The 20,357-nt window shown below is 66.5% G+C and carries 19 protein-coding genes and 1 tRNA gene; 11 read left to right on the forward strand and 9 right to left on the reverse strand.

All coding sequences use genetic code 11. The features are described from left to right. The first annotated feature begins 164 nt into the window (after nt 1-164). Nucleotides 165-1,355, forward strand: a complete 1,191-nt coding sequence (locus CRT60_RS24820) for a glutathionylspermidine synthase family protein (RefSeq protein WP_098739222.1) — start codon at nt 165-167, stop codon at nt 1,353-1,355. Nucleotides 1,356-1,382: 27 nt separating this feature from the next. On the opposite strand, the gene CRT60_RS24825 is transcribed toward CRT60_RS24820, so the two are convergent. Further along, nucleotides 1,383-1,601 (reverse strand): hypothetical protein, encoded by a 219-nt coding sequence (locus tag CRT60_RS24825; protein WP_098739223.1) that lies wholly within the window; start codon nt 1,599-1,601, stop codon nt 1,383-1,385. A gap of 223 nt (nt 1,602-1,824) precedes the next feature. Then, nucleotides 1,825-2,475, reverse strand: a complete 651-nt coding sequence (phaR, locus tag CRT60_RS24830) for a polyhydroxyalkanoate synthesis repressor PhaR (protein WP_098739224.1) — start codon at nt 2,473-2,475, stop codon at nt 1,825-1,827. Between the two features lie 591 nt (nt 2,476-3,066). Here phaR and CRT60_RS24835 point away from each other — a divergent pair. The 6 genes from CRT60_RS24835 to CRT60_RS24855 all read left to right on the forward strand — a co-directional run bounded on the left by CRT60_RS24835 (nt 3,067) and on the right by CRT60_RS24855 (nt 8,975). Next, a complete protein-coding gene (locus CRT60_RS24835) occupies nt 3,067-4,395 on the forward strand; it encodes an alpha/beta fold hydrolase (protein ID WP_098739225.1) in 1,329 nt (442 codons plus the stop codon). Between the two features lie 113 nt (nt 4,396-4,508). Next, nucleotides 4,509-5,684 carry an acetyl-CoA C-acetyltransferase gene (locus CRT60_RS24840; protein WP_098739226.1) on the forward strand — a complete coding sequence of 392 codons (1,176 nt, stop codon included), beginning with the start codon at nt 4,509-4,511 and terminating at the stop codon, nt 5,682-5,684. 148 nt (nt 5,685-5,832) lie between these two features. Next, nucleotides 5,833-6,555: an acetoacetyl-CoA reductase gene (gene phbB / locus CRT60_RS24845; protein WP_063635164.1), complete on the forward strand. Its 723-nt coding sequence runs from the start codon at nt 5,833-5,835 to the stop codon at nt 6,553-6,555. A 186-nt stretch (nt 6,556-6,741) separates the two neighbouring features. Further along, nucleotides 6,742-7,014, forward strand: a complete 273-nt coding sequence (locus CRT60_RS24850) for a ribbon-helix-helix domain-containing protein (RefSeq protein ID WP_098739227.1) — start codon at nt 6,742-6,744, stop codon at nt 7,012-7,014. Then, a complete protein-coding gene (locus tag CRT60_RS35850) occupies nt 7,001-7,351 on the forward strand; it encodes a type II toxin-antitoxin system RelE/ParE family toxin (RefSeq protein WP_143273381.1) in 351 nt (116 codons plus the stop codon). Before CRT60_RS24850 ends, CRT60_RS35850 begins: the two co-directional genes overlap by 14 nt. A 109-nt stretch (nt 7,352-7,460) precedes the next feature. Then, entirely contained in the window at nt 7,461-8,975 is a 1,515-nt protein-coding gene (locus tag CRT60_RS24855; RefSeq protein WP_098739228.1) for a UbiD family decarboxylase, read from the forward strand. Nucleotides 8,976-9,017: 42 nt separating this feature from the next. Here the strand turns inward: CRT60_RS24855 and CRT60_RS24860 are convergent, their stop codons facing one another. The 5 genes from CRT60_RS24860 to CRT60_RS24880 all read right to left on the reverse strand — a co-directional run bounded on the left by CRT60_RS24860 (nt 9,018) and on the right by CRT60_RS24880 (nt 12,099). Continuing rightward, nucleotides 9,018-9,416, reverse strand: a complete 399-nt coding sequence (locus CRT60_RS24860; RefSeq protein ID WP_098739229.1) for a gamma-butyrobetaine hydroxylase family protein — start codon at nt 9,414-9,416, stop codon at nt 9,018-9,020. After that, on the reverse strand, nt 9,413-9,643 hold the full coding sequence (locus tag CRT60_RS24865) for a Trm112 family protein (protein WP_098739230.1): 231 nt from the start codon (nt 9,641-9,643) through the stop codon (nt 9,413-9,415). Before CRT60_RS24865 ends, CRT60_RS24860 begins: the two co-directional genes overlap by 4 nt. 45 nt (nt 9,644-9,688) lie before the next feature. Further along, nucleotides 9,689-10,357, reverse strand: a complete 669-nt coding sequence (locus tag CRT60_RS24870) for an LON peptidase substrate-binding domain-containing protein (RefSeq protein WP_098739231.1) — start codon at nt 10,355-10,357, stop codon at nt 9,689-9,691. 58 nt (nt 10,358-10,415) lie between these two features. Beyond that, a complete protein-coding gene (locus CRT60_RS24875) occupies nt 10,416-11,369 on the reverse strand; it encodes a thioredoxin family protein (RefSeq protein WP_098739232.1) in 954 nt (317 codons plus the stop codon). 169 nt (nt 11,370-11,538) lie between these two features. Beyond that, complete coding sequence (locus tag CRT60_RS24880; RefSeq protein ID WP_098739233.1) at nt 11,539-12,099, reverse strand: prolyl-tRNA synthetase associated domain-containing protein; 561 nt, start codon at nt 12,097-12,099, stop codon at nt 11,539-11,541. A 161-nt stretch (nt 12,100-12,260) separates the two neighbouring features. Here CRT60_RS24880 and CRT60_RS24885 point away from each other — a divergent pair. The 4 genes from CRT60_RS24885 to CRT60_RS24900 all read left to right on the forward strand — a co-directional run bounded on the left by CRT60_RS24885 (nt 12,261) and on the right by CRT60_RS24900 (nt 17,261). Further along, nucleotides 12,261-12,335: transfer RNA gene (locus CRT60_RS24885), tRNA-Gly, on the forward strand. A gap of 909 nt (nt 12,336-13,244) precedes the next feature. Next, nucleotides 13,245-13,913 (forward strand): RraA family protein, encoded by a 669-nt coding sequence (locus CRT60_RS24890; protein WP_098739234.1) that lies wholly within the window; start codon nt 13,245-13,247, stop codon nt 13,911-13,913. An 83-nt stretch (nt 13,914-13,996) separates the two neighbouring features. After that, nucleotides 13,997-14,941: an AEC family transporter gene (locus CRT60_RS24895; RefSeq protein WP_098739235.1), complete on the forward strand. Its 945-nt coding sequence runs from the start codon at nt 13,997-13,999 to the stop codon at nt 14,939-14,941. A 622-nt stretch (nt 14,942-15,563) separates the two neighbouring features. Further along, entirely contained in the window at nt 15,564-17,261 is a 1,698-nt protein-coding gene (locus tag CRT60_RS24900; protein WP_098739236.1) for a methyl-accepting chemotaxis protein, read from the forward strand. 96 nt (nt 17,262-17,357) lie between these two features. Here the strand turns inward: CRT60_RS24900 and CRT60_RS24905 are convergent, their stop codons facing one another. Beyond that, on the reverse strand, nt 17,358-18,023 hold the full coding sequence (locus CRT60_RS24905; protein WP_098739237.1) for an elongation factor P hydroxylase: 666 nt from the start codon (nt 18,021-18,023) through the stop codon (nt 17,358-17,360). A gap of 160 nt (nt 18,024-18,183) precedes the next feature. Next, nucleotides 18,184-20,193: a HAMP domain-containing methyl-accepting chemotaxis protein gene (locus CRT60_RS24910; protein ID WP_098741017.1), complete on the reverse strand. Its 2,010-nt coding sequence runs from the start codon at nt 20,191-20,193 to the stop codon at nt 18,184-18,186. Nucleotides 20,194-20,357: the final 164 nt, after the last annotated feature.

Below are 20,357 nucleotides of genomic sequence, written 5' to 3' on the forward strand. Positions count from 1 at the left end.
ATCCGCGTCTGCGTCGGATTGGCCTCCCCCGGAGTTGACCGTTGACCAGTGGACAGTTGACCAGCATGCCGCCCGTCACCTTTTCCCTGTGGCTTTTCCTGTGCCGGGCCTCGGCAGCCCGCCACCCGGCCTGCCGGCACTGACGGCCGGGGATCGGAACTGGCATGCGCAGGACGACGATGAAGCCGCGGGCCGACTGGCGCCCGGGTCTCCGCAAATACCCCTATGGTGTGCGCGCCATGTCGGCCGGGGCCGGCTGGCGGGAAGACACCGTCTATGAGTTCACGGCCTCGCAGATCGACCTGATCGAAAGCGTGGCGGACGAGCTGCACAGCATGATCGCCGTCGCCGTGCGCCATGTGATGGAGCACAAGCTGTTCGCCTCGCTCGGCATCCGCGGCGATCTGGCGCGCATGCTGGAGGCGTCCTGGGTCGATTACTGGGCCGGCGGACGGCGCAACGAACGGGCGGGTGGGCTGGCCGGCCGGTTGACGCTGGCCTATGACGGGCGCGACAGTGTCAAGCTGCTCGGGTGCAACTACGACACCACCGAAGGGCTGTTCGCCGCCTCGATGATCCAGCGGAACTGGCGCGAGGCGATGGCGCCGGATGCCAACCAGTTCAACGGCCTGCACGAGGCGCTGGTGGAGCGCTGGGAGGAGCTGGCGACGGGCGTGCCCGGCCGCGGCCGCATGCATGCGACCTGCGCCACCCCCGACCCGGTGCGCGAGGGCGAACTGGTCTATCTCGCCGCCACCGCGGCGGAGGCCGGCATCGACACCCGCCTGCTGCCGCTCCAATCCATCGCCTGGGACGGCCGCCGCTTCCTCGACGACGAGGGGCAGCCGATCTCCTGGCTGGCGAAGCTCTATCCGTGGGACGGGCTGGCCGACGACGGCTTCCTCCAGCGCCTGCGCAGCAGCGGCATGAGCGTGCTGTCGCCGCTGTGGTGCTGGCTGTGGTCGAACCACGGCCTGCTGGCGGTGCTGTCCTACCTGTATCCGCGCCACCCGAACCTGTGCCGTGCGGCGCTGGATCCCAGCGGCGTGGCCGGGGCCGACATGGTGACTGTACGCGCCCTGCACGGGCTGGACGGTGCGCCGACCCGGATGCTGCAGCATGGGGAGGTGATCGCCGACGACGGGCCGGACATCGGCGAGGATGTCGCGGCCCATGGTGCGGTCTGGCTGGAAACCCCGTCCTGCTTCAGGGAGGAGGACACCCGCGCCGTCCTGCACGCCTGGATCGTCGGCGACAAGTGCCTGGGCATGGCGGTGCGGGAATCCACCGACCCGCGGCTGGGGGCCGGTGTCGGGCCGGACGCGGCAATGGTCCCGCACCTGTTCAGGGGCTGATTGCCCGCCGGCTGTCCCGACAACCCGTCAGGGCGCGAACGGGTTCTTCAGTGCCGGGCCGAAGGTCGCCTTGCGGGCGGCGCGCCAGATGCTTTCGGCTGCCGCATCGTTGCCGCGGTCGGCGATGGCCATGCCGGAAACGCCGGGTTGATGGCTGAGCCAGTCGCGCAGCAGGTTTTCGAACCGCGTGACGTCACGCGGATCGTCGCTGGCCATGGTGATCGAAACGGTCAGTTCGGTGGTCATGGTCGGTTCCCTCCTGACGGTTGGACGGGCCGGTCGATCCAAAAAATCAGCCGGCCGAAACATCGGCCGGACCGGCGCCGTGGACGAGAAGGTGCCCCCTATGCACGGGGGCAAGCCTGCGCGCCCGGTCCCGCATGCGCAATGAAAAAGGCGGGGTATGACCCCGCCTTCCTCGCGTCCCGTCCACCGGGACCCTGTTCCGCCGGACGGGTCCGGCGGTCCGTTACTTCGTGTCCGACTTGCTGCCGGGAATGGCGATGCTGGCGATCTGCTTCTGCAATTCGTCGATCTGCTTCTGCAATTCGTCGAAGGTGGCGCCGCCCGGATTGGCCGCAGGCGCGGCGTTGCCCCCCTGGCCGGGCTGGCCGGCCGGGCGCTGCGCGCCGGGCACCTCGTCCCCGGCGCCGGGGGTGCCGAAGGGGGTGAACATGCGCATGGCGCGTTCGAACATCGCCATGTTCTGCTTGCTGACCTCGTCCAGCCGGCCGAACGGGAAAATGCCGCCCAGCGTGTTCTGGAAATAGTCGCGCATCTGCTCCTGATTGCGCGAGAAGGCCTGCATCGAATATTCCAGATAGCGCGGCACCACGGACTGCATGTTGTCGCCGTAGAAGCCGATCAGCTGGCGCAGGAAGCTGATGGGCAGCAGGTTCTGCCCCTTGCTTTCCTCTTCCACGATGATCTGGGTCAGAACGGACCGGGTGATGTCCTCCCCGGTCTTCGCGTCATAGACCACGAAGTCCAGCCCATCCTTCACCATCTGGCAGAGATGGTCGAGCGTGACGTAGCTGCTGGTGGCGGTATTGTAGAGCCGCCGGTTGGCGTACTTCTTGATCGTGATCGGAGCGGACTTCTGGTCTTCCTTGTCGGCCATCGCTGAGTCTTTCAAGAAGGGACGCGTTCCAGGTCACGTTCCAGGTCATGGAGTTCCGGAACACGCGTGACTGGCGGCGGAAATTGTTCCGTCATTAGGACTACTCGAAGGGATAGCAATTTGTCCAGCGTTGCGCCGCGGCATAGCGCCGCGGTTGCGCTCGGCCCGGCGGTGCGGATGGAGGATCGGTGCGCAAGCGGCTGCCTCCCGCCGATACCCGAAAGGTCAGGTAAGGGGCCATGCCGGACTGGTCAAGCCGGCCCGGCGGCCCCTATACTCCGGCCATGGCCGACCCGTCGAATCCAGACCGCCCCTCCGATCCGTCCGCCGCCGACCCGCCTTCCTACGAAACGCTGGCGCGCCGCTACCTGGACCTGTGGCAGGACCAATGGACGGCCTGCGCCGCCGATCCGGAAATGGCCGACATGATGACCCGCATGTTCCAGATGATGGGGCAGGGGGCGGGACCGTTCGGCTTCGGTCAGGCGGGGTTCGGCGCGTTCGGTGGCGGGTCCATGCCCGGCACCGGCTGGGATCCGCACCCCTGGCCATTCCCGAACAGCGGCTCCCCCCAACACGGACAGCCTTCCGATGAGCGAGCGTCTGGCGGACGACAGGCAGACGGGCGAGGTTCCGCCCAATCCGGCAGCGGGACCGGCGAAACGGCAGGGACCGCGCCCGCTGGCGCTCCATCTGACGGCGGCTCTGGCCAGCTTGCTCAGCTCCTCGGCCGCATTGCCGTACTTGAGGAGCGGCTTGCTTCCCTGGAACCCGGCCCTGCGGAGCCGGGCGGCGGCGCTTCGGGAGGACATGGCGCGGGCGGACCGGCTGCAGGGCGCCCGAATGCAGGAAAGCCGGGCGCAGGAAAGGGCGCCAGGTCCCGGCGACCGTCTGGCCAGGGAGGTTGACCGGGAGACCCGCCGCCGCATCGACGCCGTCCTGACCGGGGTCGAGCGCTACCGCAGCCACCCCTACCGCCGCGACCTGCCCGATCCGCCGGTGGTCTGGACGGAAGGCGGATCGCGCCTGCTGGATTACGGCCGGGGAGGGGGCGGCCGGCCGGTCCTGTTCGTGCCGTCGCTGGTCAACCGCGCCTATATCCTCGACCTGTCGCGCGACAAGAGCCTGATGCGCTGGCTGGCTGCGCATGGTTTCCGGCCGCTCCTGCTGGATTGGGGCAGGCCGGGGCCGCTGGAGCGGCGCTTCACCCTGACCGACTACATCGCCGGACGGCTGGAACGCGCGCTGGACTTCGCCGTGGAGACGGCCGGCGCGCCGGTCCCGGTGGTCGGCTACTGCATGGGCGGGCTGCTGGCCGCGGCTCTGGCGCAGCGCCGGCCGCGCTCGCTCGCCGGGTTGGGGCTGATGGCGACGCCCTGGGACTTCCATGCGGAGGATGCGGCGACCGCCCGACGGGTGGCGACCTTCATCCAGCCTTGGGGGCCGGTGCTGGACCGCTGGGGCGAGCTGCCGACCGACGCCCTGCAGGCGCTGTTCGCCCAGCTCGACCCGCTGCTGGCGCTGAAGAAATTCTCCGGCTTCGCCCGCATGGCGCCCGGCTCCCGTGCCGCCACCGCCTTCGTCGCGCTGGAGGATTGGCTGAACGACGGGGTGCCGCTGGTGGCCGGGGCGGCGCGCGACGCGCTGGCCGGTTGGTACGGGCGCAACGACACGATGGCGGGGGCCTGGATGGTCGCCGGGCTGCCGGTCGATCCCGGCGCCATCCGCGTGCCGACGCTTGCCCTCATCCCGGAACGTGACCGGATCGTCCCGCCGGCCTCTGCCCTGGCGTTGCCCGCTGCGATTCCCGGGGCCAGAATCCTGCGGCCGCCGCTTGGCCATATCGGTATGGTGGTGAGCGCCGGTGCCGAAACCGGAGTGTGGAATCCTCTGGCCGAATGGCTTGCTGCGACAGGTTAGCGCCGCGACCTTCAGCCAGCTTGCACCCGTCATAGTACCCGACTTAAGGTAAGAATCACTCCGAGCGTCCCACCAGCGCTATAATAAAACTGTCCTATTTCGAGGAGCGTCCAATGACCGAAGTTGTCATCGCCGGTGCCGCCCGTACTCCCATCGGCAGCTTCAACGGCGCTCTCAGCGCCGTTCCCGCCCATGTTCTGGGTGAGGTCGCGATCCGCGAAGCGCTGGCCCGCGCCAAGACCGACGCGGCGGAAGTGAACGAGGTGATCTTTGGCCAGATCCTGACCGCCGGCCAGGGGCAGAATCCGGCCCGTCAGGCCGCCGTCAACGCCGGCATCCCGGTTGAGGCGACCGCCATCGGCGTCAACCAGCTCTGCGGGTCCGGTCTGCGCACCGTGGCTCTCGGCTATCAGGCGATCAAGAACGGCGACGCCGACATCCTGGTCGTCGGCGGCCAGGAAAGCATGAGCATGGCCCCGCACGTCATGCATCTGCGCAACGGCACCAAGATGGGGTCCGCCGAACTGCTCGACACCATGCTGCGCGACGGCCTGACCGATGCCTTCCATGGCTATCACATGGGCACCACGGCGGAGAACGTCGCCCAGAAGTGGCAGCTGACTCGCCAGGAGCAGGACGCCTTCGCCGCCGCCAGCCAGCAGAAGGCCGAGGCCGCCCAGAAGGCCGGCCGCTTCAAGGACGAGATCGTCCCGGTCACCATCAAGGGCCGCAAGGGCGACGTCGTCGTCTCCGACGACGAGTACCCGAAGCACGGCACCACGGAGGAATCGCTGGCCAAGCTGCGCCCGGCCTTCTCGAAGGACGGCACGGTGACCGCCGGCAACGCGTCGGGCATCAATGACGGCGCTGCCGCCCTGGTGCTGATGACGGCGGAGAACGCGGCCAAGCGCGGCGTCACCCCGCTGGCCCGCATCGTTTCCTGGGCGACCGCCGGCGTCGATCCGGCGATCATGGGCACCGGCCCGATCCCGGCCTCGCGCAAGGCGCTGGAAAAGGCCGGCTGGACCGTCGACGACCTCGACCTGATCGAGGCGAACGAGGCCTTCGCCGCCCAGGCGCTGGCCGTCAACAAGGACCTCGGCTGGGATACCGGCAAGGTCAACGTCAATGGCGGGGCCATCGCGCTCGGCCATCCGGTCGGCGCGTCGGGCGCCCGCGTGCTGACCACGCTGCTGTTCGAAATGCAGAAGCGTGACGCGAAGAAGGGCCTCGCCACCCTGTGCATCGGTGGCGGCATGGGCATCGCCCTCTGCGTCCAGCGCGACTGAGGACCGGACGGGCCGCTTTTGAAACGGGAAGCGGCCCGCTTCGCCTAAAGGCCTGGGACATCCGCCGGACCTGCGGAGGGAGTCCCATACCCAACAATAAAAAGTCAAAGAAACCAACCAACTATCACTAAATCTGGGGAGAAGAACTATGGCTCGTGTTGCAGTCGTCACTGGTGGCACCCGCGGCATCGGCGAGGCGGTTGCCGTCGCCCTGAAGAATGCCGGTTACAAGGTCGCCGCCAACTATGCCGGCAACGATCAGGCGGCCGAGGAGTTCACCGCCCGCACCGGCATCCCGACCTACAAGTTCGACGTCGCGGACTTCGACGCCTGCAAGAAGGGAATCGCCGCGATCGAGTCCGACCTGGGCCCGGTCGACGTGCTCATCAACAACGCCGGCATCACCCGTGACGGCGTGATGCACCGCATGACCTACGATCAGTGGGAGAAGGTGATCCACACCAATCTCTCCTCCTGCTTCAACATGTGCCGCAACGTCATCGACGGCATGCGCGAGCGTGGTTTCGGCCGCATCGTCAACATCGGCTCGGTCAACGGCCAGGCCGGCCAGTACGGTCAGGTCAACTACGCCGCGGCGAAGTCCGGCATCCACGGCTTCACCAAGGCGCTGGCGCAAGAGAGCGCCGCCAAGGGCATCACCGTCAACGCCATCGCCCCCGGCTACATCGACACCGACATGGTGCGCGCGGTGCCGGCCAACGTGCTGGAGAAGATCGTCGCCCGCATCCCGGTCGGCCGTCTCGGCCGCGCGTCGGAGATCGCCAAGGCCGTGCTGTACCTCGTCGACGATGACAACGGCTTCATGACCGGCTCGACCCTGTCGGTCAACGGCGGCCAGCACATGTACTGATCCCGGATATTGATCCCTGGCCGGGTCTCGCACCCTGGTTCTTGAGATGTAACGAAACCCCTTTCTCGCCCCTGCCCGGACCTTCGGTCCGCCGGGGGCGGGAGAGGGGTTTCGCTTTAGGGGGATTGCACCCCAGTCTTGATAGTGGTGCTACCTAGTAGTACCATCTGGGGCGGGAGGTGACCTATGACCGTGAAGACTTCGATTTCTTTGACCGACGAGCAGGAAGCCTACGCGCGCAGCCTCGTCGAAGCTGGGCATTATCCAAGCCTCAGCGCTGTCATTCAGCGGGGCCTTGAGGTCCTGCGTCATGAGACGGAAACCCGCGACTTGGAGCTTGAAGCTCTCCGGTTGCTGATCGACCAGCGCCTTGCCGGTCCTTTCATCGATGTTGAAGAGGGAATCGCAGATATCCACGCGATGCTCGATCGTAAGAGGAAAGACCGTGCAGCGTTATAAGGTGCAATATGCGCCAATAGTCACTCGGGACTTCGACTTCACCGAAGGATATCTATTTGAGGCTTACCTGGATTTGGGGGACGACACTGAAAGAGCGGCCAGAAGGGCGTCGAGTCGCGTTTCAGAGGCGGCCAATTACCTTCGGACCTTTGCAACCTATCCCCATCGTGGCACGGAACATCCGGAAATCCGACCGGGCATCCGGACGGTGACGAGCAACAAGTTCACTTTCTATTTCAGTATCGATGATGTGCTCACTGAGGTGTTGATCGTCGGCGTGTTCTTCGGTGGCGTCAATCACCGGCGGCAAATTGTTGATCGGCTTGGGAGCCGATGACCTGGGAGACAATTCTCCGCATATCTGCCTCCACCGCACTTGACGGACCAGCCGCCGAGTTGAAGGTTATCGTCCGTTTCGGACGCACCACCACATCGGACACCCTGCGATGCCTTACACCTCGTTGCGTGACTTCATCGACCGGCTGGAGAAGGCGGGGCGGCTGGTGGTGGTGAAGGAGCCGGTGTCCAGCGTGCTGGAGATGACGGAGATCCAGACCCGTCTGCTGGCCGAGAACGGCCCGGCGGTGCTGTTCGAGAACGTCATCAAGGCCGACGGCACGCGCTCGGAGATGCCGGTGCTGGTCAACCTGTTCGGCACGGTCGAGCGGGTCGCCTGGGGGATGGACCGCGAGCCGCACCAGTTGCGCGCCGTCGGCGAGACGCTGGCATTCCTCAAGCAGCCGGAGCCGCCGGGCGGCTTCCGCGAGGCGCTGGAGCTGATCCCGCTGGCTAAGACCGTGCTGTCGATGAAGCCGAAGACGGTCGGCTCTGCTCCCTGCCAGGAGGTGGTGCTGACCGGCGACGACATCGACCTCGGCCGCCTGCCGGTGCAGAGCTGCTGGCCGGGCGAGCCGGCGCCGCTGATCACCTGGCCGCTGGTGGTGACCAAGGGGCCGACGGGGAAGCGCGAGGACGACTTCAACCTCGGCATCTACCGCATGCAGGTGCTGGGGAAGAACAAGACCATCATGCGCTGGCTGAAGCACCGCGGCGGCGCCCAGCACCATCACCGCTGGGCTGCCAGCGGCAAGCGCGAGCCGCTGCCCTGTGCCGTCGTGCTGGGGGCCGATCCCGGCACCATCCTGGCCGCGGTGACGCCGGTCCCCGACACCCTGTCGGAATACCAGTTCGCCGGCCTGCTGCGCGGCAAGAAGGTGGAGCTGGTGGAGTGCAAGACGGTGCCGCTGAAGGTGCCGGCCCAGGCGGAGATCGTCCTGGAAGGCCATGTCAGCCTGGACGAGTATGCCGACGAGGGGCCGTACGGCGACCACACCGGCTATTACAACTCGGTCGAACCCTTCCCGGTCTTCACCGTCACTGCCATGACGATGCGGCGCAAGCCGATCTACCTCTCCACCTTCACCGGCCGTCCGCCCGACGAGCCGTCGGTGCTGGGCGAGGCGCTGAACGAGGTGTTCATTCCGCTGCTGATCCAGCAGTTTCCGGAGATCGTCGATTTCTGGCTGCCGCCGGAAGGCTGTTCCTACCGCATCGCGGTGGTCAGCATGAAGAAGGCCTATCCCGGCCATGCCAAGCGGGTGATGATGGGCGTCTGGTCCTTCCTGCGCCAGTTCATGTACACGAAGTGGGTGATCGTCGTGGACGACGACATCGACGCGCGGAACTGGAAGGACGTGATGTGGGCAATCTCCACCCGCATGGATCCGGCCCGCGACATCACGGTGATCGAAGGCACGCCCATCGACTATCTCGACTTCGCCAGCCCGGAATCGGGGCTCGGCGGCAAGGTCGGCCTCGACGCCACCAACAAATGGCCGCCGGAAACCAAGCGTGAATGGGGCGAGAAGCTGCACATGACCGACGAGGTCGTCGAGGCGGTCAGCCGGAAGTGGGACCTCTACGGCCTGCCGGGCAGCGGGAAGCCGATCTGGAAGAAGTGAGTGAGTCACCCTCTCCCGGCCGGGGTCGGGAGAGGGAGTTCATCACCGCCGCGGGTCGCGGCTCAGGCCCTTGGCCTGCAACTCTCCGAGATATTCGGCCCACAACGCGTCCTGTTCGGTGCCGATCTCGTAGAGGTATTTCCAGGTGAAGATGCCGCTGTCATGCAGGTCGTCGAAGACGATGCGGATGGCATAATTGCCGACCGGCTCCAACCGCATGATGCCGACATGGCGGCGACCGGCCACCGTCTGCTTCTGGCTGGGGTTGTGGCCCTGCACCTCGGCGGACGGGCTGACGACGCGCAGGAACTCCGCCGGGTAGGAGAAGGTCCGGCCATCGTCGAAATCGACCTCCAGACGCTTTTCCTCCTTCTTCAGGCGGATCTCGGTCGGCCAGTGCACCGTGCCGAATCCATCGCCCGTATCGGAGCCTGCACTCATCGGGATGCCCCCGCCTTGTCCAGGCTGCGGGCCTCGTCGATCAGCATGATCGGAATGCCGTCGCGAATCGGATAGGCCAGACCGGCGCGCTCGCTGACCAGTTCCGCACGCTCGGCGTCGTAGCGCAGCGGACCCTTGGTCAGCGGGCAGACCAGGATCTCCAGCAGCTTCGGATCGACGCGGGCGTTGGTTTTCGCTTCGCTGCTCTTGTCCTCGGGCGTCGCCATGTCGTGTCTCGTGGTGATTGGAAGAAAGGCGGTGATTGGAAGGACTCAGTGCTTGGGCGGCGGACCGTCCCCGTCATGGCTGTCGAGAATGGCCATCTCGACCAGCCCGATCAAGAGCTTCCCACGTTCCGCCAGGGTCGGCGCCTCCAGCAGCGCCTGTTTTTCACCAGGCGTGAAAGGGCAGATCATCGCCAGCGAGTTGACCAGCCGTTCGTCCAACGTCGATTCGATGGATTTCCAGTCGACCGACAGGCCCTGGACCCGGAAGTAGGTCTTCAGGACGCCGAGCAGCCGGTTGCGGTCGATGTCGCCACAGGACTCGGGTTCCAGGTCGGTGCGGAAGGGGCGCCAGTCGGGGACGACCCGCCGGTAACCGCGCGCACCCTCCACCTCCCGCCCGATCTCGAACCGGGCGACACCGGTCAGGGTGATGAGGCACCGGCCGTCGTCGGTCTCGGCGAAGCTGGTAATGCGGCCGGCGCAGCCGCAGGAATAGACGGCCGGCTCGCGCTCCCGCCCGGCGGGGTCGAGGGGCTGGATCATGCCGATCATGCGGCCGCTGCCCAGCGCATCCTCGACCATGGCGAGATAGCGCGGCTCGAAGATGTTCAGCGGCAGCCGTGCCCGCGGCAACAGCAGGACGCCGGCCAGCGGGAAGATCGGCATCATCGCCGGCAAATGGCTGAACTCGGGGTCGAAGGGGTTTCTGGTCATGCCAATCAGATAGAACCCCTTCGCCGGTGGAACAGCCGTCCTCTTTTCGGAAAAAGCGTCAGCTGAACATCATGGTCGACAGGCGGCGGCGGGTCTTCACCGTCAGCGGATCGGTCTGGCCGAACGCCTCGAAGAACTTCACCAGCTGCTTGCGGGCGCCGTCGTCGTTCCAGGTCCGGTCGCGCTTGAAGATCTCCAGCAGCTCGTCCACCGCCGCTTCGCGCTTGCCGGCGGCGAACAGCGCCATGGCGAGATCGAAGCGCGAGGCATGGTCGTTCGGATCGTGGGCGACCTTTTCCATCAGCTCCGGGATCGGGCCGGCGTTGGCGGCCTGTTCCGCCACGTCGAGAGCGGCGCGGACGTTGGCCAGCTCCTTGTCCTTGGCGATCGCTTCCGGGGCCTGGGCCAGCATCTGCTTGGCGTTCTCCAGATCGCCGGCGGCGATCAGGCAGCGGACGATGCCGGCATAGGCCTGGGCGTTCTCCGGCTCGGCCTGCAGGATCTGGCTGTAGAGGTCGAGTGCGCCCTGCAGGTCGCCGCCCTCCAGCATCTCCTTGGCCTGGGCGAAGGCCTCCTCCAGCATGTCGTCGGCGCCGCCGCCGGCACCGGCCTGCTTGGCCAGCGCCACCAGCTTGTCGACGAAGGCCTTCACCTGCGATTCGGGCACTGCGCCCATGAAGCCGTCGACCGGACGGCCCTGGAAAAAGGCGTAGACCGCCGGGATCGACTGGACGCGCAGCTGCGAGGCGATCATCGGGTTGGCGTCGGTGTCGATCTTCACCAGGCGGACCGCGCCCTTGGCGGCGCGCACTACCTTCTCGATGATCGGGCCCAGCTGCTTGCAGGGGCCGCACCAGGGCGCCCAGAAATCGACGATCACCGGGACGTCGCGCGAGGCCTCGATCACGTCGGCCATGAAGGCGCGGTCGGTGGTGTCCTTGACGACGTCAGCGGCACCGGCTGCAGGAGCGGCGGCGGGCTTGGACCCGTTGGCGGGGGGCATGGAGAACATGGCGTGTTTCTGTCCCGTTGGTGATGCCTGGCCCATTAGGACATCCCGGTGGGCCATGGAGTTGCCGATCCGGCCGGCCCGGATCCTCATCGTTGGCGACATATGTGAGCGTGCGGGGCGGCTCAAGCAAGCATTGCGTGGACAGGCTCTGCGGAGAGGCGCCGGCCCGTCACTCCTGCGTGCGGCCGAACTCGACGATTGCCGGTTCGTGACCGCAGGCGCGGATGAAGCGCATCAGGTCGTCCCGCCGGATCGCGGTGGTGCGGTCGTTCAGCAGCGGGTGATAGTTCAGCAGGTCATGCTCCATCATCGCCTGCTGCAGGACCACGCGCACCTTGTGTCCGGTGTCGTTGACCAGGGAGAAGGGCGTGACCGATCCCGGCCGGATGCCGAGGACGCGCCAGAGCCGCTCCGCCGAGGCGAAGGACAGCCGCGCCGACCCGATGGCCTTGTCCAACCGGTTCAGGTCGATTTTCGCATCCTCCAGCGCCACCACCAGCCAATGCTGGTCCTTCTTGTCCTTCAGGAACAGGTTCTTGCAATGGCCGCCGGGCAGGGCGCCACGCAGGGCCTTGCTTTCCTCCACCGTGTGCAGCGGCGGGTGGCTGTGCGTGGTCGCCTGGATGCCCAGCGCGTCGAGCCGCGCCAGCAGTTGATCCGGCGAGGTCGGCAGCGGCGCGTCCCCATCGGGAAGGGAGGCGTCCGGAAGGGAGGTCGATGCGGTGTCCATGACAGCCCTTGTACCGGGCGCGCGGAAAATCGTCCAGCCGGTGAAAAAAACTGAAACAAGGCACTTGCATTGCGTCGGCCGATGAGTATAGTCCGCCGCACACCGCCGGACGGCAGCGACAACGGTCTGAACCGATGAAACGCCGGACGATGGAATGGAGCGCGGGCGTAGCTCAGGGGTAGAGCACAACCTTGCCAAGGTTGGGGTCGAGGGTTCGAATCCCTTCGCCCGCTCCAGTTTCCTCCAGACTTTACGCTGGAGCACGCGATTTCAAAAGGCCGGACCTTTGGGTGCCGGCCTTTCGCATTTTCTCCCTCCTGTTCCCAGTCCATCCGCACTTGCCGGCCTGCCGTCCGCAAGCTCTCCGTGAGGGGATGACTCCTGGCGGGATGATTGCCCATCGGAGCCGCGGCTTTATGGTCGACGACCGGCTTCACGCTTCAAATCGATCCCGATTTTACGCGATCCGATCTAACCCGTGGGATCGACAATCCATCTCATTCTTTCAGCTTTCAATTGCGGCAAGTCAAAGCCTGATCGTCATACAATTGTAGGCGGCTGGTGGAGATGAACGGCGTGACGTTCCTGCCGCTCCGGCCAAAGACCGTTCAGCACGGCCGCAGTTGTGCCTGCTGTCGGCGTCCGTTGTGATTTCCCGATAATTTCGCGTGCCAGCTGTGTGTCGCTTTGTGATAACCCGAAAGGGGATGCGGAATTTCCTATGACGTATTTACAGATTGTCAACCTCCTTGCGTATGACCGCATGGGGAGGTACACTTCAAAATCTAAATAAATAGACTCCAAGGCTCCGGGGGTTGTAGCGAACGAAGACACTCTGCGGAAAATCGGGTCATAATTCAGAAACATTCCCGTTTAAGGATGCTCCGGCCATTTGCCTTCGCTCGGCCGGCACCGCTTCACCGCCGTGGTTCCGGCAGGAATTCGGCGCAGGAATTCGGGATGGCTGAAAGCATGGTTCGGCTCCGCCCCCGCCCCCGCCTCCGTCCAATCTCGCCGGAATCGAGAGATGGTCCCTCACCGGGGGGCCTCTGCCGACTTCCGCCTCTGCGGACTTCGACCCCGACCTCCCGAGCCGGATACGAAGCCCGGATACCAAGACCCAGATACCAGGAAAGGAAACCGCCATGGCTATGCAGCGCTATCTCGTCGACTATCCCCGGCTGTCCACCGATGCCCTCGCCAAATGGTCGTCGGTTCCCAGCAGCGTCGCCTCCGACGCGATGAACCGGTGTCAGAGCATGGATTCGCGGATCAAGCCGATGGTCCCCGGTATGCGCATCTGCGGTCAGGCCCGCACCGTCGTCACCATGCCCGGCGACAACAGCATGGTGCACCATGCCGTCAGCCTGGCGGAACCGGGTGACGTGGTGGTGGTGGCGGGCGGCGGCCTGGACGACGTGGCGCTGGCCGGCGAATGGGTGGTGCGCTGCTGCAAGCGGCGTGCGCTGGGCGGTCTGGTGGTCGACGGCTCGGTCCGCGACCTGCACGAAATCCGCGGGCTGGGCCTGCCGGTCTTCGCCAAGGGTGCCGTGGCCCGCGGCCCGCACAAGAATTTCGGCGGCAAGATGGACGTCATCGCGGCCATCGGCGGCGTCCCGGTCAATCCCGGCGACCTGATCCTGGGCGATGAGGACGGCGTGGTCGTGGTGCCGCTGGCCTTCGCCGATGCCGCCCTGACCCAGAGCCTCGCCCTGCTGGAGCGCGAGCGCAAATGGACCGAACAGATCGAGGCCGGCGCCACCCTGGTGGACGTGCTGGGCGTCCCGCCGCTGGAGATCGTTCCCGCCGACTGAGCGGGACCGTGTAAAGGAAAGCCCCCGCATCGTCGGCCGCATCGTCGACCGTTGCCGACCCCGCCCCCCATGGTGCCGCGTCCATGTCGCTGATTTTCCAGATCGTCCTGCCGATGTTCGGCCTGATCGCCCTTGGCTTCTGGGCGGCGCGCTACCGTGGCTTCAGCACTGCGATGGTCCAGGGGCTTTCCCGTTTCCTCGGCATCTATGCGCTGCCGGCGCTGCTGTTCTCCAACATGGCGCGGGCGGACATCCCGGACCCGCTGGAATGGGCGGTGCTGGGTTCCTTCTACATCGCGGCGGTCGCGGTCTTCCTGGTCGGCGGGCTGTGGATGCGGATGGCCGGCCGGCGGGAGCAGATCGCTCCCATCGGCCTTGCCAGCTCCTTTTCGAACATCGCCCTGCTGGGATCACCGATCATCATGGAGGCCTATGGGCCGACCGTGGCGGTGCCGGTGATGCTGCTGATCGTCTTCCAATCGCCCCTGCTGTTCACCTCGGCCACCATGCTGGCGGAAACCCAGCGATCGGCGCGCAGCGGCCGGGCCGGGCGGCCGGTGAAGGCGACGCTGGACGCCGCCAAGGCGACGTTGACCAGCCCGCTGGTGGTGTCGGTCATTTTGGGGCTGGCCGCCAATTTGATCCATTTGGCGATCCCGCCCATGGTGATGAAGAGCTTCACCATGATGGCCCAGACGGTTCTTCCCTGCGCCTGCTTCACGCTGGGGGCATCGCTGGCGCTCAGCCCGGCCTCGGGCGCGGTGCTGCCGGCCACCGTGGTGGCGCTGTTGAAGACCGGGCTGCACCCGCTGCTGACCTGGCTGCTGGCCACCCAGGTCTTCGACCTGCCGCCGCTGTGGGTCGCCCCGGCCGTGACCGCCGCGGCCTTGCCCATCGGCATCAACGCCTATGTTTTCGCGGAGCGCTACAATGCCGGGCGCGAGGTGGTGTCGATGTCCCTGCTGATCTCCACTCTGCTGTCGCCGGTGTCGATCTCCATCGCCTTCATGGTGTCGTCCGCAGGCTGACGCCGGGGCGGAACGGCCCGCGGGTATTGCCGAAGCAATTTCAAATACGTTTGATTTACTTGATGGATCCGCCGATCCATCCGGAGGGGCGGCGGCGTGCCCCACGCTGCATGCGGCAGTATGGCCGCGATTACCGCCATTGATAGGAGAGAAAAATCCTGTTAGCCTCTAATTGTATGAATTTCTAAGCATCGTGATATCGGCAAGGCTGTGTCTTGATCTTCCAGAACACGGAATATGATAAGCCGACGCTTCAGTGGCGGAAACTGGCCGGCTTCGTTTCGGATAACAATAAAGCCGCCTCTTCTGTCGCATATCATAGTATGTTCAAGACTCTGAACACTTCGGCGCCGAAGAAAGACGGTGAAATTTGTGTCAGGTCAAAGACTCTCATAAATCTAATCGCGTTAATCATTGCAAAAGATTTTCCGGGTGAGATGGCGCAGCGATGGCCGTGCCGGCGGGCAGGCCGCCTCGATGCCATTCCCGGAACCGGCGCGGGAGTCCGTCCCCGCAGGGTTTCATCGACCGGAGCGGCGTCGCGCGGCAGCCGCACGTTCCTCCGCCCCAATGCCATACCGGATCGTTCGCGCCACGGACAGCCGGCCGACGCAGGTGCCCCATGACCCTCCTCAACAACTTCCACATCCCCGTCAAGATGGCCATTCCGGCGACGACGGCGATCATCGGCATGCTGGTGATCGCGCTGCTCGGCTGGTCGGCGATCACCCAGCAGTCGACGCTGCTCGATGCCCTGTTCAACCGTTCCTTCACCCGGGAAGCGGAAATCCAGGGGCTGACCGATACCCTGACGGTGGCCCACGCCGGCATGTACCGGACCGTGATCCTCAGCAGCGCGAACGCCTCGCCGAAGGCGGTGGAAGAGGAGATGAAGGCCCTCGGCAACCAGCTCGGCAAGCTGAAGAGCCAGTCGGAGGCCCTGAAGGGCGCCACCGCCGACACCGACGAAGAGGCGAAGTTCTTCGAGCGGTTCGGTGCCGACAGCGCCACCTATCTGGCGAAGGTGGGCAGCTTCCTCGACCTGCTGAAGATGGGCGTCGATCCGCTGGACTTCCTGCAGGAGGTCCAGGCCGCCTACACCCGATTGCAGGGGACCAGCCGCGACTATCTGACCTACAAGCGCAAGGTCTCCACCGACGCCTATGCCGAAGTCAGTTCATCGGTCGACAACACCACCCAGGCCTTCATGGCGGTGGCCGCGGCGGCCCTGCTGGTGACGGTCGGCGTCGCGCTGTTCATCGGCATGAACATCGCCCGCCCGATCGTGCGCCTGACCGACGTGATGGAGCGGCTGGCCCGCGGCAACCTGGAGGCGGACATTCCCGCCGCGGAGCGCGGCGACGAGATCGGCCAGATGGCCCGCACAGTTCAGGTCTTCAAGGAAAACGCCGTCCGCGTGCAGGAACTCTCGCGGGAGCAGGAAGCGATGCGCCTGCGCAACGAGCAGGAGCGGCGGCAGGCGATGACGGCGCTCGCCAACGACCTGGAGGCATCGGTCAAGGCGATGATGGGCGAGGTGGTGCGGTCGGCGACGTCGATGCGCAACGAAGCCAACTCGATGCTCGACAACGCCAAGCAGACCAGCCACCACAGCGACAGCGTCGCCCATTCGGTGCAGGAGGCGACCAGCGAGGTCGAAAGCGTCGCCGCCGGCGCCGAGCAGCTCCGCGCCTCCATCGACGAGATTACCCGCTCCATCAGCCAGTCGGCGCAACTCGCCCGCGGCGCGGTGGAGGAGGCCGGCCGCACCGACGGCATCGTCCAGGGGCTGAGCGAGGCCAGCCGCAAGATCGAGGAGGTCGTCGGCCTCATCCAGTCCATCGCCGGCCAGACCAACCTGCTGGCGCTGAATGCCACCATCGAGGCGGCGCGCGCCGGCGAGGCTGGCAAGGGCTTCGCCGTGGTGGCGCAGGAGGTGAAAAGCCTCGCCAACCAGACCGCCAAGGCGACCGAGGAGATCGGCGCCGAAATCGCCGCGGTCCAGGCCGCCACCCATGCGGCGGTCGGCGCCATCCGCGCCATCGTCGGCACCATCCGTCAGGTCGACGAGTCCCTCGGCACCGTCGCCGCGGCGGTGGAGGAGCAGGACGCCGCCACCCGCGACATCAGCGCCCGGTCCCAGCGCGCCGCCGTCGACACCATGGCGGTGATGCAGGAGATGCGTCTGGTCCAGCAGGCCGCCGAAACCACCGGCCATTCCGCCGGATCGGTGCAGAACACGACCGAAGAACTGTCGCGCAGCTTCAACCGTCTCGACCACGAGATCGAGGCGTTCATCACCCGCATCACCGCGGCGTGATGGTGGGGCTTAACGGTGAGGTAAAATGAAGAACGCCCTCTCCCGCATTGTGCAGGAGAGGGCGTTTCTCGTTTTGGCTGCCGGTTCTTCGAGGTGTCAGACGCTCTCCAGCACCGTCTTGCGCGCATCCGCCCAGTCGCGTGCCGTCGTTGGCCGGCCGTCGGTGTCGATCAGGCCGCGGGCGAACAGTTCCTCGGCATGGCGGATGAAGAAGGCGGCGGTGCTCGACCGTTCCCAATGCTCCATCCAGTTCTGCTCCAGGAAGGCCAGGATCCCCGGCTGGCCCAGTTCGACCTCCCACAGCACGCCGAGCAGCGACGTCTGCTGCTCCTCATGCATGCAGTCCTCGAAGCACAGGCGCTTGTCGGCGCGCGCCTCCTTGCGGGCGGTGGTCTCCGGACCGGGGCCAAGACCGTAATCGATCAGCGTCCGCCGCTCCGGCGCCGCGCACAGCCAGTGCGCCACCTCATGCACGATCACCGTCGCCTCGACATCGGTGCGGATCACCTTGCCGTCCCACATGAAGGAGCGGCTGGGCGGCTCGTCCAGCGTGTCGATGCCATGGGCATGGGCCAGCCGCACAGCGTCCGCCCGGTGGGCCGGCGTGTCAACGCCACCGCCCGGCTCGTCGTCCGGCCGCACGGGCCAGGTCGCGGCGATCCGGCGGAAGGCGGCGCGCGCTTGGGCATGGCCGTCCAGATGGGCGTCGAAGGCAGCGATGGCCTTCGGCATGTCGTCGATGGCGATGGGGGTCAGGATCATCGGGCCTATGTGCCCAAGAGGGCGTCCCGGTGCAAGGGGAATGTAACCGTGCAGAGCAGCAGGGCTGCCCGGCAAGACAATGGCGCCGGCAAGTCCCGGTCTTTTCGGGTCCTGCCGGCGCCATAACTGTCATGGTGTCGCTTGAGATCGATGCGGTTTCTTACGCAGCGCGCATGTCGGACAGGAAGCGCGACACGAAGCCGCGCAGGTCGGTCGCCTCGTGGTTCAGCCCGTCGGCGGCGGTCAGCACCTCGCGCGAGGCATCGCCGGTGGAGGCCGCGGCCTCCGACACGCCGGCGATGTTGCCGGACACCTGCTGCGTGCCGCGCGCCGCCTGCTGGACGTTGCGGCTGATCTCCTTGGTCGCGGCACCCTGTTCCTCCACCGCGGCGGCGATGGTGGTGGAGATGTGGTTGATCTCGGCGATCACCCGGCCGATCTCGGCGATGGCGCCCGCCGCCTGCCGGCTGATGTCCTGGATGCCGGCGATCTGGCTGCCGATCTCCTCGGTCGCCTTGGCGGTCTGGCTGGCGAGGCTCTTCACCTCGCTCGCCACGACGGCGAAGCCCTTGCCCGCTTCGCCGGCGCGCGCCGCCTCGATGGTCGCGTTCAGCGCCAGCAGGTTGGTCTGGCTGGCGATGTCGGTGATCAGCTGGACCACCTCGCCGATGCGCTGGGCGGCGTCGACCAGCCCGCGGACGGTGCCGTCGGTCCTCTCGGCGGTGGCGACCGCCTGTCCGGCGATCCGGGTGCTTTCCGCCACCTGCCGGCCGATCTCGGCGATGGAGGCGGTCAATTCCTCCGTCGCGGCGGCCACCGTCTCCACATTGCCGGTCGCATCAAGCGAGGCGTTGGCGACCGCATCGGCCTGCCGGGTGGTCTGCTCGGCGGTTGCCGACATGGTCTGGGCGGTCGCCTGCAACTGCGTCGCCGCCGCCGACACCCGGCCCAGCGCCTGCAACACCAGCCGGTCGAACTCCTGGGTCAGCCTGTCGATGCGCTCGCCGCGGCTGCGCCGGGCCTCGTGGTCGGCGCGCTGGGTCTCGGCCAGCCGGTCGCTCTCGATCAGGCTGTCCTTGAATACCTGCAGCGCCTTGGCCATGCCGCCGATCTCGTCGTCGCGTTGCAGGCCAGGAATGTCGACGCTGCGGTCGCCGCCGGCCAAGCGGGTCATGCGGTCGGTCATCGCCACCACCGGCCGCGACAACCCGCGGCCGATCAGCAGCGCCGTCGCCAGACCTAGCACCACCGCGACCAGCGAGGCGATCATCATCCCGCCGCGCGCCTTGTCGATGAAGGCGCCGGTCGCCATGCCCAGGCTCTTCTGGGCGTCGACGCTCGCTACCGTCAGTTGCTCGGCCTCCTTGGCGATGGAATCGCCGACGGGGATCAGCACCTCGTTGACCAGCCGGTCACGCTCGGTGGTCGCCTTGACCACGCCGTTGAAGCCGGTGATGTAGACGCGCAGCATGGCGGTGTAGGACATCGCCATCTTGCGGCGGTCCATGTCGGTCAGCTTCGCCATCATCGCGCCGCCACGGCTGGCGGCGTCGGTGAACTGGGACCGGGTCTGGCTGGCCAGCGCCGGAGAGCCATCGACGTTGTAGCGCGTCGCCGAAATGCGGGCCGACAGCATGTGACGCAACGCCATGCCTGCCAAATAGGCAGCGTCGGTGTCACCCCCGGTGCTGGCGCTGTCCATGATGTTGTCCAGCGCGCTTTCCAGCCGCGGGCCGATCTCGTCCAGTTCGGAGATGGCCTTGCTGCGCCGGGCCTGGAAATCCATCGTGGCAGCGAAGGCTTCCTGGTATTGGGCAATCTCCTGCGCCATATGGTCGGCGGTCTGCAACAGGGCAGGGTCGGTGACCAAGGCGCGGGTCTTGTCGATGGTCTGCGCCGCCTCCTGCGCCGTGCGCCGGACGGTCGCGCCGACCTCCGGATCGCCGGTCAGCAGGAAGCGGGTGGCCTGCTGGCGCATCTCCAGCATCAGGGCCTGGATGCGTCCCAGTTCGTTGGTCTGCTGGCCGAGCTGCCGGTAGGTGTCCACCGCGCCGCCGACCTCCGACAGGGCCGCCACGCCGATGCCGCCGATCAGCACCAGGAACACCAGAATGCCGGCGCTGGCCGCCGTGATCTTCGTTCCTACGGAAAAGCGATTGAAAAGGCTCATGGCCGGGGCCTCCATCGGCACGGGGGTGCTGCGCGGAACCTTAAAAGGTCAGTGATAGCGACCTGTTCCAAGAGGCCGGTTTCAGGAAGCATGCCACATGCCCCGGTATGGACCGGCCTTGCCCGCCGATAGCCGAAGAGACCCATGAATGACCTAGGGGAAAG

Source organism: Azospirillum palustre (genome assembly GCF_002573965.1).
In the GTDB taxonomy this organism is placed as follows: domain Bacteria; phylum Pseudomonadota; class Alphaproteobacteria; order Azospirillales; family Azospirillaceae; genus Azospirillum; species Azospirillum palustre.

What these genes read in the sequence shown, in the direction of transcription:
- CRT60_RS24820 (WP_098739222.1), top strand. Translation starts at nt 165, where the DNA reads ATGCGCAGGACGACGATGAAGCCGCGGGCCGACTGGCGCCCGGGTCTC.
- CRT60_RS24825 (WP_098739223.1), bottom strand. Translation starts at nt 1,601, where the DNA reads ATGACCACCGAACTGACCGTTTCGATCACCATGGCCAGCGACGATCCG.
- phaR (WP_098739224.1), bottom strand. Translation starts at nt 2,475, where the DNA reads ATGGCCGACAAGGAAGACCAGAAGTCCGCTCCGATCACGATCAAGAAG.
- CRT60_RS24835 (WP_098739225.1), top strand. Translation starts at nt 3,067, where the DNA reads ATGAGCGAGCGTCTGGCGGACGACAGGCAGACGGGCGAGGTTCCGCCC.
- CRT60_RS24840 (WP_098739226.1), top strand. Translation starts at nt 4,509, where the DNA reads ATGACCGAAGTTGTCATCGCCGGTGCCGCCCGTACTCCCATCGGCAGC.
- phbB (WP_063635164.1), top strand. Translation starts at nt 5,833, where the DNA reads ATGGCTCGTGTTGCAGTCGTCACTGGTGGCACCCGCGGCATCGGCGAG.
- CRT60_RS24850 (WP_098739227.1), top strand. Translation starts at nt 6,742, where the DNA reads ATGACCGTGAAGACTTCGATTTCTTTGACCGACGAGCAGGAAGCCTAC.
- CRT60_RS24855 (WP_098739228.1), top strand. Translation starts at nt 7,461, where the DNA reads ATGCCTTACACCTCGTTGCGTGACTTCATCGACCGGCTGGAGAAGGCG.
- CRT60_RS24860 (WP_098739229.1), bottom strand. Translation starts at nt 9,416, where the DNA reads ATGAGTGCAGGCTCCGATACGGGCGATGGATTCGGCACGGTGCACTGG.
- CRT60_RS24865 (WP_098739230.1), bottom strand. Translation starts at nt 9,643, where the DNA reads ATGGCGACGCCCGAGGACAAGAGCAGCGAAGCGAAAACCAACGCCCGC.
- CRT60_RS24870 (WP_098739231.1), bottom strand. Translation starts at nt 10,357, where the DNA reads ATGACCAGAAACCCCTTCGACCCCGAGTTCAGCCATTTGCCGGCGATG.
- CRT60_RS24875 (WP_098739232.1), bottom strand. Translation starts at nt 11,369, where the DNA reads ATGTTCTCCATGCCCCCCGCCAACGGGTCCAAGCCCGCCGCCGCTCCT.
- CRT60_RS24880 (WP_098739233.1), bottom strand. Translation starts at nt 12,099, where the DNA reads ATGGACACCGCATCGACCTCCCTTCCGGACGCCTCCCTTCCCGATGGG.
- CRT60_RS24890 (WP_098739234.1), top strand. Translation starts at nt 13,245, where the DNA reads ATGGCTATGCAGCGCTATCTCGTCGACTATCCCCGGCTGTCCACCGAT.
- CRT60_RS24895 (WP_098739235.1), top strand. Translation starts at nt 13,997, where the DNA reads ATGTCGCTGATTTTCCAGATCGTCCTGCCGATGTTCGGCCTGATCGCC.
- CRT60_RS24900 (WP_098739236.1), top strand. Translation starts at nt 15,564, where the DNA reads ATGACCCTCCTCAACAACTTCCACATCCCCGTCAAGATGGCCATTCCG.
- CRT60_RS24905 (WP_098739237.1), bottom strand. Translation starts at nt 18,023, where the DNA reads ATGATCCTGACCCCCATCGCCATCGACGACATGCCGAAGGCCATCGCT.
- CRT60_RS24910 (WP_098741017.1), bottom strand. Translation starts at nt 20,193, where the DNA reads ATGAGCCTTTTCAATCGCTTTTCCGTAGGAACGAAGATCACGGCGGCC.